The following is a 13,704-nucleotide window of genomic DNA, read 5'->3' as shown; positions in this document are numbered from 1 at the left end:
GCACATGTGCTACATTGCGAGCTGTGGACGCCTTGGGACTGCGCGAGCTGCGGCAGAACGCGAGTGACCTGGTCCGCCGGGCGGAAGCCGGGGAACATCTGGTGATCACCGTCTCCGGCCGGCCGGCCGCCGTGCTCGGACCGGCTGAGCGAGACCACTGGCGTCGGTACGACGAGGTCGCGGACGTCCTTCGGGTCCGGTCCGATGACGAGTGGGCCGCCGACCGCGAGCTCGTCGACGACGAACTGCGCGATCCCTGGACGGCGGTGGAGGACACGTGAGGGCGGTGTTGGACACCAGTGTCCTCATCGGCGGCCTTGCGGAACCGGTCGACGCCGAGCTGGCGATCAGTGCGATCAGCCTGGCCGAACTGCACTTCGGTGTTCTGGTGGCGAAGACCCCGCAGCTTCGGGCTGAGCGGCTGCGGCGAGTGGCCGCGATCGAGCGTGCCTTCGAGGCGCTTCCAGTCACTGCCGCTGTCGCCCGGACGTACGGCGCCCTGGCCGCGGCCGTCGTCGCCGCCGGACGGCAGCCCGGAGGCCGGTCCTTCGACCTGCTGATCGCGGCCACGGCCGTCACCCACGAGGCTGTGCTCTACACCTGCAACCCCAAGGATTTCCTGGGGCTCGACGACCATCTTCGGGTCGTCGCCGTCTGATCACCCGTACCTGGTGAGGACGCCGGTATGACGCTCGAGATTCCGCGGACCGAGTTCACCCGCCGGATCGGCAAGGTGGCGAACCGGGAGCTTGCCCTGAACGGGTACACGACGTACCAGGCGCTGACCCGGGTCAGCGCCGAGGAGCTGCTGAAGATCCACGGGATCGGCCCCAAGGCGATCAGGATCCTCGACGAGGAGCTGACCGCCCGGGGGCTGCGCTTCAGGTCCTAGCGGCCGGCGCGGACGGACTCCACGATCCGGCGGGCATGGGCCAGGTGGAGAAGCGCTCCGGACGGTTCCAGCAAGGCGACGGCTTCCCGGGCTGCTTCCTCGGCCGCGTCGGTGAGCTGCGCTGCCCTCCGCACTTCGGCCAGTGCGCTGAGGACCCGGCCACGCAGGACAGGCAGGTCCAGCTCGGCGGCGCGGGCAGCGGCGGCTTCCGCCAGGGGCAGCGCCGTTTCGACATCGGTCAGGCTCAGCCTTGCGGTGGCGTGGCCCAGAAGCGCCCGGACCTCGATCTCGGCCGAGCCGATACGTTCGGCGATCGACCCCGCGACGTCGTACTGCGTGATCGCGGCCTGCGGGCACCCCGCTCCCTGCAGCGTGTCGCCGAGGGTGGCCCGGGCGTGACACTCGACCAGCTGGTCGTTTACGTCGACCGCGGTGTCGACGGCCTCTTGGGCGATCTCCCGGGCCTGCTCGTACTCGCCGCGGTCGCGGTGGATCGCGGCCAGCCGGTCGAGCGACTCGCCCAGCGCCTGCCGTAGCTCGTGACGGCGTAGGGCGGCGACCTCCTCCTGCTGGAGGGCCAGGGCCTCGTCCAGCTCGCCGCGTTCCTGGTGGATGTGGGCGGCGGCGTGCAGGACGTACTGGCCGGGGAGAGGTCCCACCTGCTCGAACAACCGCATGGCTTCGCGCACCGCCGGCAGGGCCTCGTCCAGCCGTCCGGTCTGCCGCAACATCGCGGCCACGTTGAGCCTGGTGGTCGCCGCGTACCGCAGGTCGCCGGCCCGCGTGGCCAGCTCGGCCGCGTGTTGGAAGTAGCCGAGGGCAACAGAGCCGGACGACAGGGTGGCTTCGACGATGCCGAGATGGTTCACCGTGCGGTACTCGCCGACCAGGTCACCGGCTCGCCGGTACTCCTCCAGCGCGAGCAGCGCGGTCTCCCGGGACGACCGCAGGTCGCCGGTGCCGGAGAACATCATCGCCAGGGACCGGTGCATCGCCCCGAGCGCTTGGGTGTGCCCGGCCGCATCGGCGGCCCGCAGCCCGGCCTCGGCCGCCGTCCGCCAGTCCCCGGCGTGGCCTCGTCCGCTGAAGTACCCCATCAGCCGGTCCGCCAGTTGCCAGCCGAGCTCGTACGGCCCGTACCGCGAGGCGTCCGCGGCCGCCGCGACCAGGTTGGCCCGTTCGGCGTCCAGCCAGGCAAGCGCCTCGCCGACAGTACGCCGTACCGGGGGTGTTGGGCGCTGGACCGGCAGGAAGGCCGCCCTGGGTGCTATCACCGCGACTGCAGCCACCAGGTTGTCGAGGTAGTGGTGCAGCAAGCGAAGCCGCGCCGACTCACCGCTGGGGAGCGCCGCGACCTGTTCCTCGGCGTAGCTCCGGAGCAGATCGTGCATCACGTACCGGCCGGGGCGGTACTCGTCGACGAGCGAAGCCTCGGCCAGCTGCTGGAGCACCTCGGCGGCCGTCGCGTCCTTGGTGGCGAGCAGAGCGGCTGCCACGTCGACCGTGAAGTCCGGGCCGGCGACGAGCCCGAGCAGGTTGAAGAGTCGTGCCGCCGACGACCCGAGACTGCGGAAGGAGACGCCGAACGCAGCCCGTACGGCGATGTTCGGATCGTCGTCCAGAACCAGTCCGTCCAGCCTGCTGCCCTGCCGCAGGTCGTGCAGATGCCGGGACACGTCCGTCTCCACCAGCAGACGGGCAGCGGTGATCCGCAGCGCCAGCGGCAGATGGCCGCAGAGCTCGGTGAGCTCGTCCACCTCGGCCGGGTGAAGTCGGCCGGGCCCGACGAGCCCGGTGAGCAGAGTCGCCGACTCCTGGGCGGTCAGCTGGTTCAGATGACGTCCACGGGCACCGAGCAGCGCCGTCAAACCACTCAGCCGCCGACGGCTCGTTACGATCACGGCGGACGACTTCGTCCCCGGCAGCAGCGGTCGGACCTGGTCCGGATCGGCCGCGTCGTCCAGCACGATCAGGACCCGGCGGCGCGCCAGCCGGGCCCGCAGCAGCGCGGCCCGGGCGTCCAAGCCCTGCGGCACCTCGTGCGGACCGATCCCGCCGGCGGTCAGCAGATCGGCCAGCACCGGCCCCGGCTTCCGCGGCTCGCGACCCGCACCGCCCAGCGGCACGTACCACTGACCGTCCGGGAACAGCGGCGCCGCCTGGTGGGCGACCCGGATGGCCAAGGCCGACTTGCCCACTCCCGGTACACCGGACACCACCGCCACCGGGATGTCGCCGTCGGCGCCGGTGATGACGGCCTGCAGCTCTTTCGCCTCGTCCTCACGGCCACTGAAATGCGAAGGTGCCATCGGCAACTGGTTGCACACCTGCCAGTTCGCCGAGGCCGGTAGCTCGGTGCCGCCGGCAGCTTCCGACTCACCCAGCAGCACGGCCTGATGCGCGTCCTGAAGCTCACGCCCCGGCCGGATCCCCAGCTGGTCCGCAAGCAGCCGATCCACCTCCCGGTACGCTGCCAGCGCGTCGGACTGCCGCCCGCTGCGCGACAGTGCGAGCACCAGGTACGTCCACAGCCGTTCCCGCATCGGGTACTTCGCGGTCAGCGATCGAAGCTCGGGCACGATCTCGACGTGCCGCCCCAGGCCGAGGTCGAGGGCGATCCGCCGTTCCAGGGCGGTCAGCCGGCTCTCCCGGAGACCGGCCACCTCCTCCCGCTCCAACACGTCGGAGTCGAAGCCGGTCAGCGCGTCGTCGTCCCAGAGACCGAGGGCCGCCTGCAGCAGCTCCGCCTCGTGCTGCTCGTCACCGCTCGCGCCGGCCGAGGCCAGCAGCCGCTGGTACCGGAGCAGGTCGAGTTGGTCATCGGCCAGGGCGACCAGGTAGCCGCGGTCGGAGCTTCGAACCACCTCGCCGTGGTCGCCGAGCGCCGATCGGAGCCGGGACACGAGAGTCTGCACCGAGGCACGGACGTGCCGCGGCAACCGCTCACCCCACAGGATCTCCGCGAGCCGGCTGACCGGCACCGGCGTACCGGCTCGCAGCAGCAGGCCGAGGAGCAGCACCCGCGGTTTCGCCGCCAGGACGACTTCCGCGCCGTCGACGGTGACCAGCGGCGACCGGAGGACCTGGAAACGCAGCTCGCCTGTCACGAGAACCCCCAGCCACCTCGCCTGCGTGCCGCCGGCTCAGCGCCGGCCCCGAGAAGGGAAGAACCCACTCTAGGGGCACGGCGTCCAGGCCGCAGCCGCCGGCTTCCAGGTCGCGACTACCGCAGGCGGAGCGGTGGGGTCCTCAGGCGACGGTCCAGGTGTCCGAGCCGTTGACCAGGGCCTGCAGGTCGCCGTGGCCCTGGGTCTCCTGCGCGGTCTGCACCTGCTGGCGGACCAGGTCGTCGTACGCCGGGCGGTCGACGGCGCGGAAGACGCCGATCGGGGCCTGGTGCAGCACGCCGCCGTCGGTCAGGCGGGACAGCGCGAAGGCGTACGCCGGGTCGTCGGTGTGCGCGTCGTGCACGACCAGGTCGGCCTCGCCGTTCGGCAGGTCGGCGATCTCCTTCACCGCGAGCGAGGCGAAGCCGTCCCGGACGACGCCGAGCCGGCCGTCGGTGCCGAAACGGATCGGTTCCCCGTGCACCAGCGGGATGATCGCGTCGTCGCGGGTCTCGGGGTTCTTGAACGCGTCGAAGGCGTTGTCGTTGAAGATCGGGCAGTTCTGGTAGATCTCCACGAACGCCGTACCGCGGTGCTCGGCGGCGGCCCGCAGCACCGAGGTCAGGTGCTTGCGGTCGGAGTCGACCGTGCGCGCCACGAACGTCGCCTCCGCGCCGAGCGCCAGGGAGACCGGGTTGAACGGGTTGTCCACCGAGCCCATCGGCGTCGACTTCGTCACCTTGCCCGGCTCCGAGGTCGGCGAGTACTGGCCCTTGGTCAGGCCGTAGATCCGGTTGTTGAACAGCAGGATCTTCAGGTTCACGTTGCGCCGCAGCGTGTGGATCAGGTGGTTGCCACCGATCGACAGCGCGTCGCCGTCACCGGTGACCACCCAGACGCTCAGGTCCGGCCGGGCCACCGCCAGGCCGGTCGCGATCGCCGGCGCGCGGCCGTGGATCGAGTGCATGCCGTACGTCGACAGGTAGTACGGGAACCGCGAGGAGCAGCCGATCCCGGACACCATCGCGACGTTCTCGCGCTTGATCCCGAGCTCGGGCAGGAACCCCTGGAACGCGGCCAGTACGGCGTAGTCCCCGCAGCCGGGGCACCAGCGGACCTCCTGGTCCGACACGTAGTCCTTGCGGCTCTGCGGCTCCGTCGCGGCCGGGACGCCCCGTAGACCGCCCGGCAGGCTCGGCAGGCCGAGGTCGACCGTACTCATCTTGCTCCCTCCGAAGAGAACTGCTTCATTGTGCCCTCGGTTCGCTCGGTTCGTTCCACTACCGGCAGCGTCAGGTCGACCGTGCTCATCGTGCTCACTGTGCTGTCTGCTCCAGTTGTTCGCCGTGCTTGAGGTTGGCGGCGGCCTCGCCCAGGTGCCGGGCGTCGTCGTCGATGCCCTCGGTCTGCTCGACCAGGTTGCCGATCACCTCGGCCAGCTCCGCGGCGCCCAGCGGCATGCCGCGGACCTGCGCGTACGAGACGACGTCGACCAGGTACTTGGCCCGCAGCAGCATCGCCAGCTGGCCGAGGTTCATCTCCGGGACCAGCACCTTGTCGTACGCCTTGAGCACCTCGCCCAGGTTCGCCGGGAACGGGTTGAGGTGCCGCAGGTGCGCCTGCGCGACCTTGCCGCCGACCTTGCGGACCCGGCGCACACCGGCGCCGATCGGCCCGTACGTCGAACCCCAGCCGAGCACCAGCACCTTCGCGTCACCGTCCGGGTCGTCCACGACGATCGGGTCGATGCTGCGCGCGATGCCGTCGACCTTGGCCTGCCGGGTCCGGATCATCAGGTCGTGGTTGGCCGGGTCGTAGGAGATGTTGCCGGTCTTGTCCTCCTTCTCCAGCCCGCCGATGCGGTGGTCCAGTCCGGCCGTGCCGGGCACCGCCCAGGCGCGCGCCAGGGTTTCCGGGTCGCGCAGGTAGGGCAGGTAGACCGGCTCGCCCTTGTCGTTGGTCGCGTTCGGCGCGGTGGTGAAGTTCGGGTCGATCGTGACCAGGTCCTCGATCACCGGGATCCGCCACGGCTCGGAGCCGTTGGCCAGGTAGCCGTCGGACAGCACGATCACCGGGGTCCGGTAGGTGACCGCGATCCGGGTCGCCTCGATCGCGATCGCGAAGCAGTCCGCGGGGGACTGGGCCGCGAGCACCGGCAGCGGCGCCTCGCCGTTGCGGCCGAACATCACCTGCAGCAGGTCGGCCTGCTCGGTCTTGGTCGGCATCCCGGTCGACGGCCCGGCGCGCTGGATGTCGCAGACCACCAGCGGCAGCTCCAGCATCACGCCGAGGCCGATCGTCTCGGACTTCAGGCTGATGCCCGGACCGGACGAGGTGGTCACGCCGAGCGCGCCCGCGAACGACGCGCCCAGCGCCGCGCCGACGCCGGCGATCTCGTCCTCGGCCTGGATCGTGGTGACGTCGAACCGCTTCAGCTTCGACAGCTCGTGCAGCACGTCGGAGGCCGGGGTGATCGGGTACGCGCCGAGGACCAGCGGCAGGCCGGCCCGCCGGGCGCCCGCCACCAGGCCGTACGCCAGCGCGAGGTTGCCGGAGATGTTGCGGTAGGTGCCGACCGCCATCTGGGCCGGCTTCACCTCGTACCGGACGGCGAACTCCTCGGCGGTTTCACCGAAGTTGTAGCCGGCCCGGAACGCGGCGATGTTGGCGTCGCGGATGTCCGGCTTGCCGGCGAACTTGGTCTCCAGGAACTCGATCGTCGACTCGATCGGCCGCTGGAACAGCCAGGAGACCAGGCCCAGCGCGTACATGTTCTTGGCGCGGGAGGCGTCCTTGCGGGACAGCCCGAACTCCTTGACCGACTCGACCGTCATGCCGGTCAGGTTCAGACCGACGACGTGGTACGCCTCCAGCTCGCCGGTCTCCAGCGGGTTCGCGTCGTAGCCGATCCGCTTCAGGTTGCGGGCGGTGAAGTCGGCGGTGTCGACGATCAGCGTCGCGCCGCGCGGCACGTCCGGCAGGTTCGCCTTGAGCGCCGCCGGGTTCATCGCGATCAGCACGTCGGGCGCGTCACCCGGCGTCAGGATGTCGTGGTCGGCGAAGTGGAGCTGGAAGGACGAGACCCCCGGCAGGGTGCCGGCTGGTGCCCGGATCTCGGCCGGGAAGTTGGGCAGGGTCGACAGGTCGTTGCCGAACGACGCCGTTTCCGCTGTGAACCGGTCCCCCGTGAGCTGCATCCCGTCGCCGGAGTCGCCGGCGAAGCGGATCACCACGCGGTCGAGCTGCTTGACCTCGATGGCCATCTGTTCTGTCATCTCCAAGTCGAGCTTGGGCCGGCGGTCCTCCGGGGTCGAAGAAAGGCCGATCCCCCCAAGTCAGGGCGATACCTCAATGTTAGTTCGCCCTTAGTACAGAACCAGCCGCGAGCCCCGATGGTCCACAGCCTGGGACAGGTGGTACCGAAACCCACCAGTGTGACGTAAAGCAGTCGCTCGCTTGCCTTCCGCAGTCATCCCCGGCAGGGTGTCTTCATCAACTTGTGATCCACCCGGGCCATCCGTCCGGTCTCGAGGGAGTTCCACCATGGGCATGCGTCCCTTCCGCGGTCTGACCCTGGCTGTTTCCACCGGTACGACGCTGGCGGTGCTGCTGGTCGCCGGCTGCGCCGGCGCGATCGCACCGGCGCAGAGTGCCCTGATCGCCACCGAGACGGCGAAGACCGCCCAGGCGGCGCAGGCGGCCCCGGTCCGGACGGTCAAGATCACCAGTCTCCGGACCACCGACTACACCAAAGGCACGCTGACCGTGAGCGGCACGCTGACCCCGGCTCCGGCCGCCGGCTCGCGGGTCGCTCTGCAGCGCTGGGACGCCACGAAGGGCTGGCAGGAGATCGGCCACGGCACCCCGTCCGGCACAGCCGTCACGATCTCGTCGAACCAGCCCGGCTCGGTCCGCACCTACCGGCTCGCGATCGGCCCGCAGGCCCCGTACGCCGCGGCCGCGTCGGCGCCCGCGGGGTACTCGCACTACGTCTGGCGGGGCATCTTCAAGAAGCCGCTGCTGGCCTCCGGCGGCACGGGCCACCCGGCCTTCACCGTCGTCCCGCCGGCCGAGAGCCCGCGCCGGGCCGAGGCCGAATTGCTCGCCGACAAGGGCGGCGTGGTCTGGGGCGACGTGAACTCGGCCGGCTGCTCCTGGGTCAAGAACTGGCTCGGCAACCTCACCGACGGCACCGTCCGGACCTCCCTGCTGAACGGCGCGACCGTGCTCGGCAGCGTCGACCAGCCGCAGGAGAGCGAGACCTGGCTGAACCGCCAGATCCCCGGCGTCAACCGGCTCCGGGTTCAGGTCGCCGACCTGAGGTCCGGTTACGGCCCGCAGGTCGCACTCGACGCCATGCTGCTCTGCACCAACTGAGCGCCCGGCTGGCTTACAGTGAGCCACGTGTCGGAGGCCTACGGAGTTGTCGCGGCGATCATCGTGCTGGGTCTCGGCGGCCTGGTCGGCGCCTTCGCGCTGAACCGCGCCCTGACGATCACCTACTCGACGCCGGAGAAGCTCACGACGTACGAGTCGGGTGTCGACCCGGTCGGCGAGGGCTGGGCGCAGATCCACATCCGGTACTACCTGTTCGCCTACCTCTACGTGATCTTCGCCGTCGACGCCGTCTACCTGTTCCCGTGGGCCACCGTCTTCGCCGCCGTCGGCACGTCGTCGCTGATCGAGATGTTCGTCTTCCTCGCCTTCGTCACCGTCGGCCTGCTCTACGCCTGGCGCAAGAAGATCCTCACCTGGACCTGAGCGCCGCCTGACCGTCACCACGCCCTGGTCCCGCGTCCCGGACCGGCTCGCCGCCCACCACCCGGCGACCACCGCGCTGATCCATCCCGCCGGGGTGGCGGGCATCGGCGCCGTCGGAGTTGGACGACGGCTACCTGCGCTGGTTTCACGGTGTACGACTAGCCCTTGCTACAGATCAGTAGATTGCAATCGGCGAGGCTGAGTGGTCGGCTGGGCGGGACCTACGCTGGGGAGGCCGGATGAACGAGTTGCACCGGGCCGCGATCGTGGCCGACGCGCACAACGACCTGCTGATGCTGGTGGCCCGCCGCCCGAAGGAGGTGTGGGCGAGCTACTTCCGCGAGCACTGGGTTCCGCAGTTGCGGGCCGGCAACGTCGACGTGCAGGTGCTGCCGGTATTCATCGACGAAGAGTTCCGGCCCGAGGGCGCGCTGCGGGAGACGCTGCGGATGATCGAGGCGGCGCACCAGGTCGCCGAGGCGAACGCCGACGAGGTCGCGCTGTGCCGGACCGGCGAGGAGATCGACACCGCGGTCGCCGCCGGGAAGATCGCGCTGGTCCTCGCGCTCGAAGGCTGCCCGCAGATTGACAACGACCTCGAGCTGCTGCACACCCTGCACCGGCTCGGCGTCCGGATGATCTCCTTCACCCACTTCGGCCGCAGTGCGCTCGCCGACGGGTCCGGCGAGGACGCGGCCGGCAGCCGGCTGACCCGGGCCGGCGTCGAGGCGGTCGGGTTGCTCGAGCAACTCGGCGTGCTGATCGACGTCTCGCACGTCGGCCGTGGCGGCGTCGAGCACATCCTGGAGCTGGCCACCCGGCCGGTCGTCGCCTCGCACTCCAGCGCGTACGCCCTGCGCCGGCACCACCGCAACCTCACCGACGAGCAGCTCCGCGGCATCGCGGCGACCGGCGGCGTGGTCTGCGCGAACTTCTTCGCCGGCTTCCTGACCGAGGACGAGAAGCCGCAGCTCGGGCACCTGGCCGACCATCTCGAGCACCTGGTCGCGGTGGCCGGCGAGGACCACGTCGGACTCGGCAGCGACTTCGTGCAGGAGCTGTTCGCCGAGAAGATCCCGGTCTGCGACCTGCCGCTGATCATCGAGGGCCTGAACGCGCACGTCTACGTGCCGGGCCTGGAAGGTCCGGCCGGCCTGCCGCTGGTCACCGACGCCCTGCAGGACCGCGGCCTGCCCGAGACCACGATCCGCAAGATCCTGGGCGGCAACCTCGTCCGGGTCCTCGGCGCGATGCGCTGACGGTCGAGCCCTAGCACGGCGGGCACGAGCTCCTGCTGTTCCGGGACCCTCCGCGGTGACTGACAGTAGCGAACGGTGACAACCGCCGGCTTGTTGCTCCGGCCCCCCAAGTGATTGCGCTGGTCAACTGTTGTCGTCGGCAACGCCTGGAAAAGTCACGGATTGCGATGGAGCTATCGCCATCTTGTCAGGACGCGGTTACAGTGACTACTGGGGGGAACGGGGCGAATACGGGGTGGTGAGGTATGTCTTGGCAACTCTGGGTATTGGTTGCGGTGGCAGTCGTCGGAGCGGTGATGCTGCTGGTACTGCGGTTCCGGCGCGCGCAGCAGGTCTTCGACGGGCTGGTCAGCTCGGTCGACCACCGCGTGCACGAGGCCGATCCGCCGCGCGACACCCCGCCTGAGCACGGGCCGCAGATCGCTCCGCGGCCCGGCGACGAACTGTCCCGCCGGCGGGGCCGGCGCCATCCGCGACCGACGCTCAGCCCGCACACGGTGCACAGGCAGCGCACCGGTCACTGACCGGCCGCACCGTGGGCTGACCCGCCCGCCGCCGCAGGAAGGCCCTCAGTCGAGCAGGCCCCTCAGTCGAGCAGGCCGTCGCGGCGGGCCACGGCGGCGGCCTCGGTCCGGGAGCGGACTCCCAACTTGGCCAGGATGTTGGAAACGTGCACGCTCACCGTCTTCTCGCTGATGTAGAGCTCGCGCGCCAGTTGCCGGTTGGTCCGGCCTTCGGCCAGCAGCGCCAGTACTTCGGTTTCCCGGGCGGTCAGCGCGGCGGCCCCGGCCGGCTCGGCGGCGCTGCCGAGCTCTTCGAGCAACGGTTTCGCACCGAGCTCGCGCGCGGTCTCGGCCGCCAGCTGGGCCTGCTCGTTGGCGTCCGCGACCCGGCCGGCGGCCCGCAGCGCGTCCGACAGCCGCAGCCGCGACCAGGCCTGCTCGCTCACGTACCCGAAACCGAACGCGTCGACGGTCCGCTGCCAGGTGGCCACATGCTCCTCCGCGGTCGGCGGGTCGATGCCGGCCAGCCACCGCAGGCGCTCCCACTCCGCCTCCAGCCGCGCCAGCCAGGCGATTCCCTCGACGCCCAGCACCCGGCCCGGCGGCAGGCCCTTCTCCGCGGTCGCGTGGCCGTCGGCGAGCAGGTCCTGGCCGCGCGCCACCAGCTCGGCCGCCGCCGTCGGCTCGCTCACCACCCGCTGCGAGAGCAGCTGCAGCCCGAGCGTCGAGAACCGGATCCGGGCCATGAACCACTCGCTCTGGAACACGTCGGTCAGCAGCGCCGTCACGTCCGCGATCAGCTTCTCGGCCTCCGCGACCTGCCCGAGCTGCCGGTACGCCTCGACCGCGGGCTGCAGCCCGATCAGCGGCACCATCACGTCGAGCGTCCACCACTTGCGCAGCCGCTGCAGGTCCTCGGCGACCGAGGTGTCGCCGCGGCCGCCGCGCACCGTGAGGCCGACCGACCGCAGTCCCGCCTCGGCCGCCGCCGGGGTCATCGCGTCGGGCCGCGCGGTCGCCGCCGCCTCGTCCCACTCGCCGAGCGCGAAGTGGGTCAGCGCCAGCATCCGGCGCGCGTCGAACCCGTACGCCGCCCACTGCCGGCCCAGCTCGCCGGCCCGCCGCGCGGCGTACTGGAGGGCCGTCTTGGCGCTGACCAGGTCGCCGAGATCGTAGTGGTTGGCGCCGAGCAGGTAGCGGCTGCGGACCTCGGCCGCGGCGTCGCCGGACAACTGGGCCCGAACCGCGGCCTCCTCGAGCTGCTTCGCGGCGGCCACCGGGTCGCCGGCCCGTTTGCGCAGCTGGGCGAGCGTGATCCCGGCGTCGCCGGCCGCGGACTCCTGGCCGATCTCGCGGGCGATCTGCAACGCCTCGTGCGCCCACCGCTCCGCCTCCATCGGCCGGCCGAGCGCGTCCGAGACCCGCGCGTACAGCGCGACGACCTGGGCCTTGAAGACGCCGGCCGGTTCGTCGGCCATCAGCCGGAAGGCCTGCGAGATCGCCTCGTGCGCCTCGTTGTCGTGGTCGATGATCAGCGCGATGTCGGCCAGCGGGAGCAGCAGCTGGGCACGCTGCAGCTTCGGCGCGTCCGGACCGAGGTCGGCCAGCGACTTGCGCAGCAGCTTCACCGCCCGCAGGTGCTGCGACGACAGGGTCGCCGCCGTCGCGGTCTGCACAACCAGCCAGGTCTTGTCGATCGGGCTGTCGGCCGCTGCGTTCGGCAGCAGCTCCAGCGCCATCTCGAAGTGCTTGAGCGCCTCCTGCGGCGCCGCGACCGAGATCGCCTCCTGGCCGGCCCGGACCCGCGCCTCGAAGGCGGTGGCCAGGTCGTGCGACCGGGTGGCGTGCCCGGCCAGCTCGGCCGCCGTACCGGCGACGGTCTGGTCCTGCAGGGCCTTCGCGTACGCCGCGTGCTGGCGGACCCGCTCGCCCGGCAGCAGGTCGTCGTACACGGCCTCGGCGAGCAGGGCGTGGCGGAAGTAGTAGCTCGCGTTGCCCGGGTGCTCGATGATGTGCGCGTCGATCAGCTCGCGCAGCGCCGTCTCCAGCTCCCGCTCGGGCAGCCCGGCGACCGCGGTGAGCAACTGGTGCGACACCCGGCGGCCGGCCACCGCGATCACCCGGGCGACCTGCCGCGCGTCGTCGGACAGCGGGTCGAGCCGGACCAGCAGCAGATCGGCCAGGTCGGGCGGTACGGCGTCCGCGTCGCCCATCGAGGCGGCCGCGACCAGCTCCTCGGTGAAGAACGCGTTGCCGCCCGCGCGCTCCAGGATGCGCCGCGCCTCGGCCTCCGGCAGCGGCTCGGTGAGCAGCGCGGTCAGCAGCGCACGCGACTCGTCGGCGTCCAGCGGGTTCAGGCTGACCCGGCGGACCCGCGGGTTGCGGGACCACTCGCCGATCGGGCGACGCAGCGGGTGCCGCCGGTGCAGGTCGTCGCTGCGGTAGGAGACGATCAGCGCGAGGCGCTGCGAGGTGAGCCGGGTGAGCAGGAAACCGATCAGGTCCCGGGTCGAGTCGTCGGCCCAGTGCGCGTCCTCGATGATCACCACCAGCGGCTCACTGGTGGACAGCGCGGTGAAGGCGCCGAGCACCGCGTCGAAGAGCGCGGCCCGGTCGAGCTGGCCCTCCTGGGGCGACGGCTGGGCGCCGATCAGCCGGTGGGTGGGCAGCAGCCGGCCGATCGCCGGGAAGTTGGTGAGCACGCTGTCGACCAGGTCCGGGCGCTCGCCCGCAAGCCGGCCGAAGATCTCGCTGAACGGCAGGTAGGGCAGGCCGGCCTCGCCGAAGTCGGTGCAGTGCCCGACCAGGACGCCGAAGCCGCGCTCGTGCGCGCCGGTGGCCACCTCGTCCAGCAGGCGGGTCTTGCCGACGCCGGCGTCACCGGACAGCAGGATGGCGCCGGCGCGACGGGTCTTCGCGTCGTCGACGGCACTGAGCAGGGCGGCCATCTCGGTCGAGCGGCCGACGAGAGGTGTCGAGGTCCAGGGCACGTCGTCCATCTTCGCCCCTGGAGCCGACACAATTCGACGGCAGCCCGCCCGACGGCCGCCGGCCGCGAGCAGTACGTCCGGATCGCCGCCCGTCCGGCGACCGCCCGGGCGCTGGTCCGCGGACCAGGAAACGCTGTTCGGGGAGCCGTCCCCGGCCTCCGGCCCGGAAGTGCCGGTCACGGGACCTGAACC

Annotated in this window: 11 protein-coding genes; 7 read left to right on the top strand and 4 right to left on the bottom strand. The window is 71.4% G+C overall.

Annotation, left to right across the window (positions count from 1 at the left end; genetic code table 11):
- The first annotated feature begins 23 nt into the window (after positions 1–23).
- The 3 genes from KFLA_RS31120 to KFLA_RS31110 are packed head-to-tail and all read left to right on the top strand — an operon-like array spanning position 24 to position 892.
- On the top strand, positions 24–281 hold the full coding sequence (locus KFLA_RS31120; RefSeq protein WP_012923822.1) for a type II toxin-antitoxin system Phd/YefM family antitoxin: 258 nt from the start codon (positions 24–26) through the stop codon (positions 279–281).
- Positions 278–658: a type II toxin-antitoxin system VapC family toxin gene (locus tag KFLA_RS31115; protein WP_012923821.1), complete on the top strand. Its 381-nt coding sequence runs from the start codon at positions 278–280 to the stop codon at positions 656–658. The genes KFLA_RS31120 and KFLA_RS31115 overlap by 4 nt, the downstream gene beginning before the upstream one ends.
- A gap of 27 nt (positions 659–685) precedes the next feature.
- A complete protein-coding gene (locus KFLA_RS31110) occupies positions 686–892 on the top strand; it encodes a helix-hairpin-helix domain-containing protein (protein WP_012923820.1) in 207 nt (68 codons plus the stop codon).
- Here KFLA_RS31110 and KFLA_RS31105 read toward each other — a convergent pair.
- The 3 genes from KFLA_RS31105 to KFLA_RS31095 form a co-directional block, all read right to left on the bottom strand.
- On the bottom strand, positions 889–3,999 hold the full coding sequence (locus KFLA_RS31105; RefSeq protein WP_012923819.1) for an AfsR/SARP family transcriptional regulator: 3,111 nt from the start codon (positions 3,997–3,999) through the stop codon (positions 889–891). The genes KFLA_RS31110 and KFLA_RS31105 overlap by 4 nt on opposite strands.
- 142 nt (positions 4,000–4,141) lie before the next feature.
- Complete coding sequence (locus tag KFLA_RS31100; protein ID WP_012923818.1) at positions 4,142–5,221, bottom strand: 2-oxoacid:ferredoxin oxidoreductase subunit beta; 1,080 nt, start codon at positions 5,219–5,221, stop codon at positions 4,142–4,144.
- Positions 5,222–5,315: 94 nt separating this feature from the next.
- A complete protein-coding gene (locus tag KFLA_RS31095; protein WP_012923817.1) occupies positions 5,316–7,262 on the bottom strand; it encodes a 2-oxoacid:acceptor oxidoreductase subunit alpha in 1,947 nt (648 codons plus the stop codon).
- Positions 7,263–7,542: 280 nt separating this feature from the next.
- On the opposite strand from KFLA_RS31095, the gene KFLA_RS38035 reads away from it, so the two are divergent.
- The 4 genes from KFLA_RS38035 (at position 7,543) to KFLA_RS31075 (ending at position 10,543) form a co-directional block, all read left to right on the top strand.
- A complete protein-coding gene (locus KFLA_RS38035; RefSeq protein WP_012923816.1) occupies positions 7,543–8,376 on the top strand; it encodes a hypothetical protein in 834 nt (277 codons plus the stop codon).
- Positions 8,377–8,403: 27 nt separating this feature from the next.
- The gene (locus KFLA_RS31085) at positions 8,404–8,760 is read left to right on the top strand and encodes an NADH-quinone oxidoreductase subunit A (RefSeq protein WP_148256781.1); all 357 of its coding nucleotides are present in this window, start codon (positions 8,404–8,406) and stop codon (positions 8,758–8,760) included.
- A 239-nt stretch (positions 8,761–8,999) separates the two neighbouring features.
- On the top strand, positions 9,000–10,019 hold the full coding sequence (locus tag KFLA_RS31080; RefSeq protein WP_012923814.1) for a dipeptidase: 1,020 nt from the start codon (positions 9,000–9,002) through the stop codon (positions 10,017–10,019).
- A gap of 275 nt (positions 10,020–10,294) precedes the next feature.
- The gene (locus KFLA_RS31075; RefSeq protein WP_041289559.1) at positions 10,295–10,543 is read left to right on the top strand and encodes a hypothetical protein; all 249 of its coding nucleotides are present in this window, start codon (positions 10,295–10,297) and stop codon (positions 10,541–10,543) included.
- Between the two features lie 62 nt (positions 10,544–10,605).
- Here the strand turns inward: KFLA_RS31075 and KFLA_RS39490 are convergent, their stop codons facing one another.
- Positions 10,606–13,521 (bottom strand): helix-turn-helix transcriptional regulator, encoded by a 2,916-nt coding sequence (locus KFLA_RS39490; RefSeq protein ID WP_012923812.1) that lies wholly within the window; start codon positions 13,519–13,521, stop codon positions 10,606–10,608.
- Positions 13,522–13,704 lie beyond the last annotated feature (183 nt).

Source organism: Kribbella flavida DSM 17836 (assembly GCF_000024345.1).
GTDB classification, from domain to species: Bacteria; Actinomycetota; Actinomycetes; order Propionibacteriales; family Kribbellaceae; genus Kribbella; species Kribbella flavida.
This window is presented reverse-complemented; position numbering and strand designations above follow the sequence as displayed.

Coding starts and splice junctions, on each gene's coding strand:
- KFLA_RS38035 (WP_012923816.1), top strand. CDS start 7,543: ATGGGCATGCGTCCCTTCCGCGGTCTGACCCTGGCTGTTTCCACCGGT.
- KFLA_RS31080 (WP_012923814.1), top strand. CDS start 9,000: ATGAACGAGTTGCACCGGGCCGCGATCGTGGCCGACGCGCACAACGAC.
- KFLA_RS31100 (WP_012923818.1), bottom strand. CDS start 5,221: ATGAGTACGGTCGACCTCGGCCTGCCGAGCCTGCCGGGCGGTCTACGG.
- KFLA_RS31095 (WP_012923817.1), bottom strand. CDS start 7,262: ATGGCCATCGAGGTCAAGCAGCTCGACCGCGTGGTGATCCGCTTCGCC.
- KFLA_RS39490 (WP_012923812.1), bottom strand. CDS start 13,521: ATGGACGACGTGCCCTGGACCTCGACACCTCTCGTCGGCCGCTCGACC.
- KFLA_RS31110 (WP_012923820.1), top strand. CDS start 686: ATGACGCTCGAGATTCCGCGGACCGAGTTCACCCGCCGGATCGGCAAG.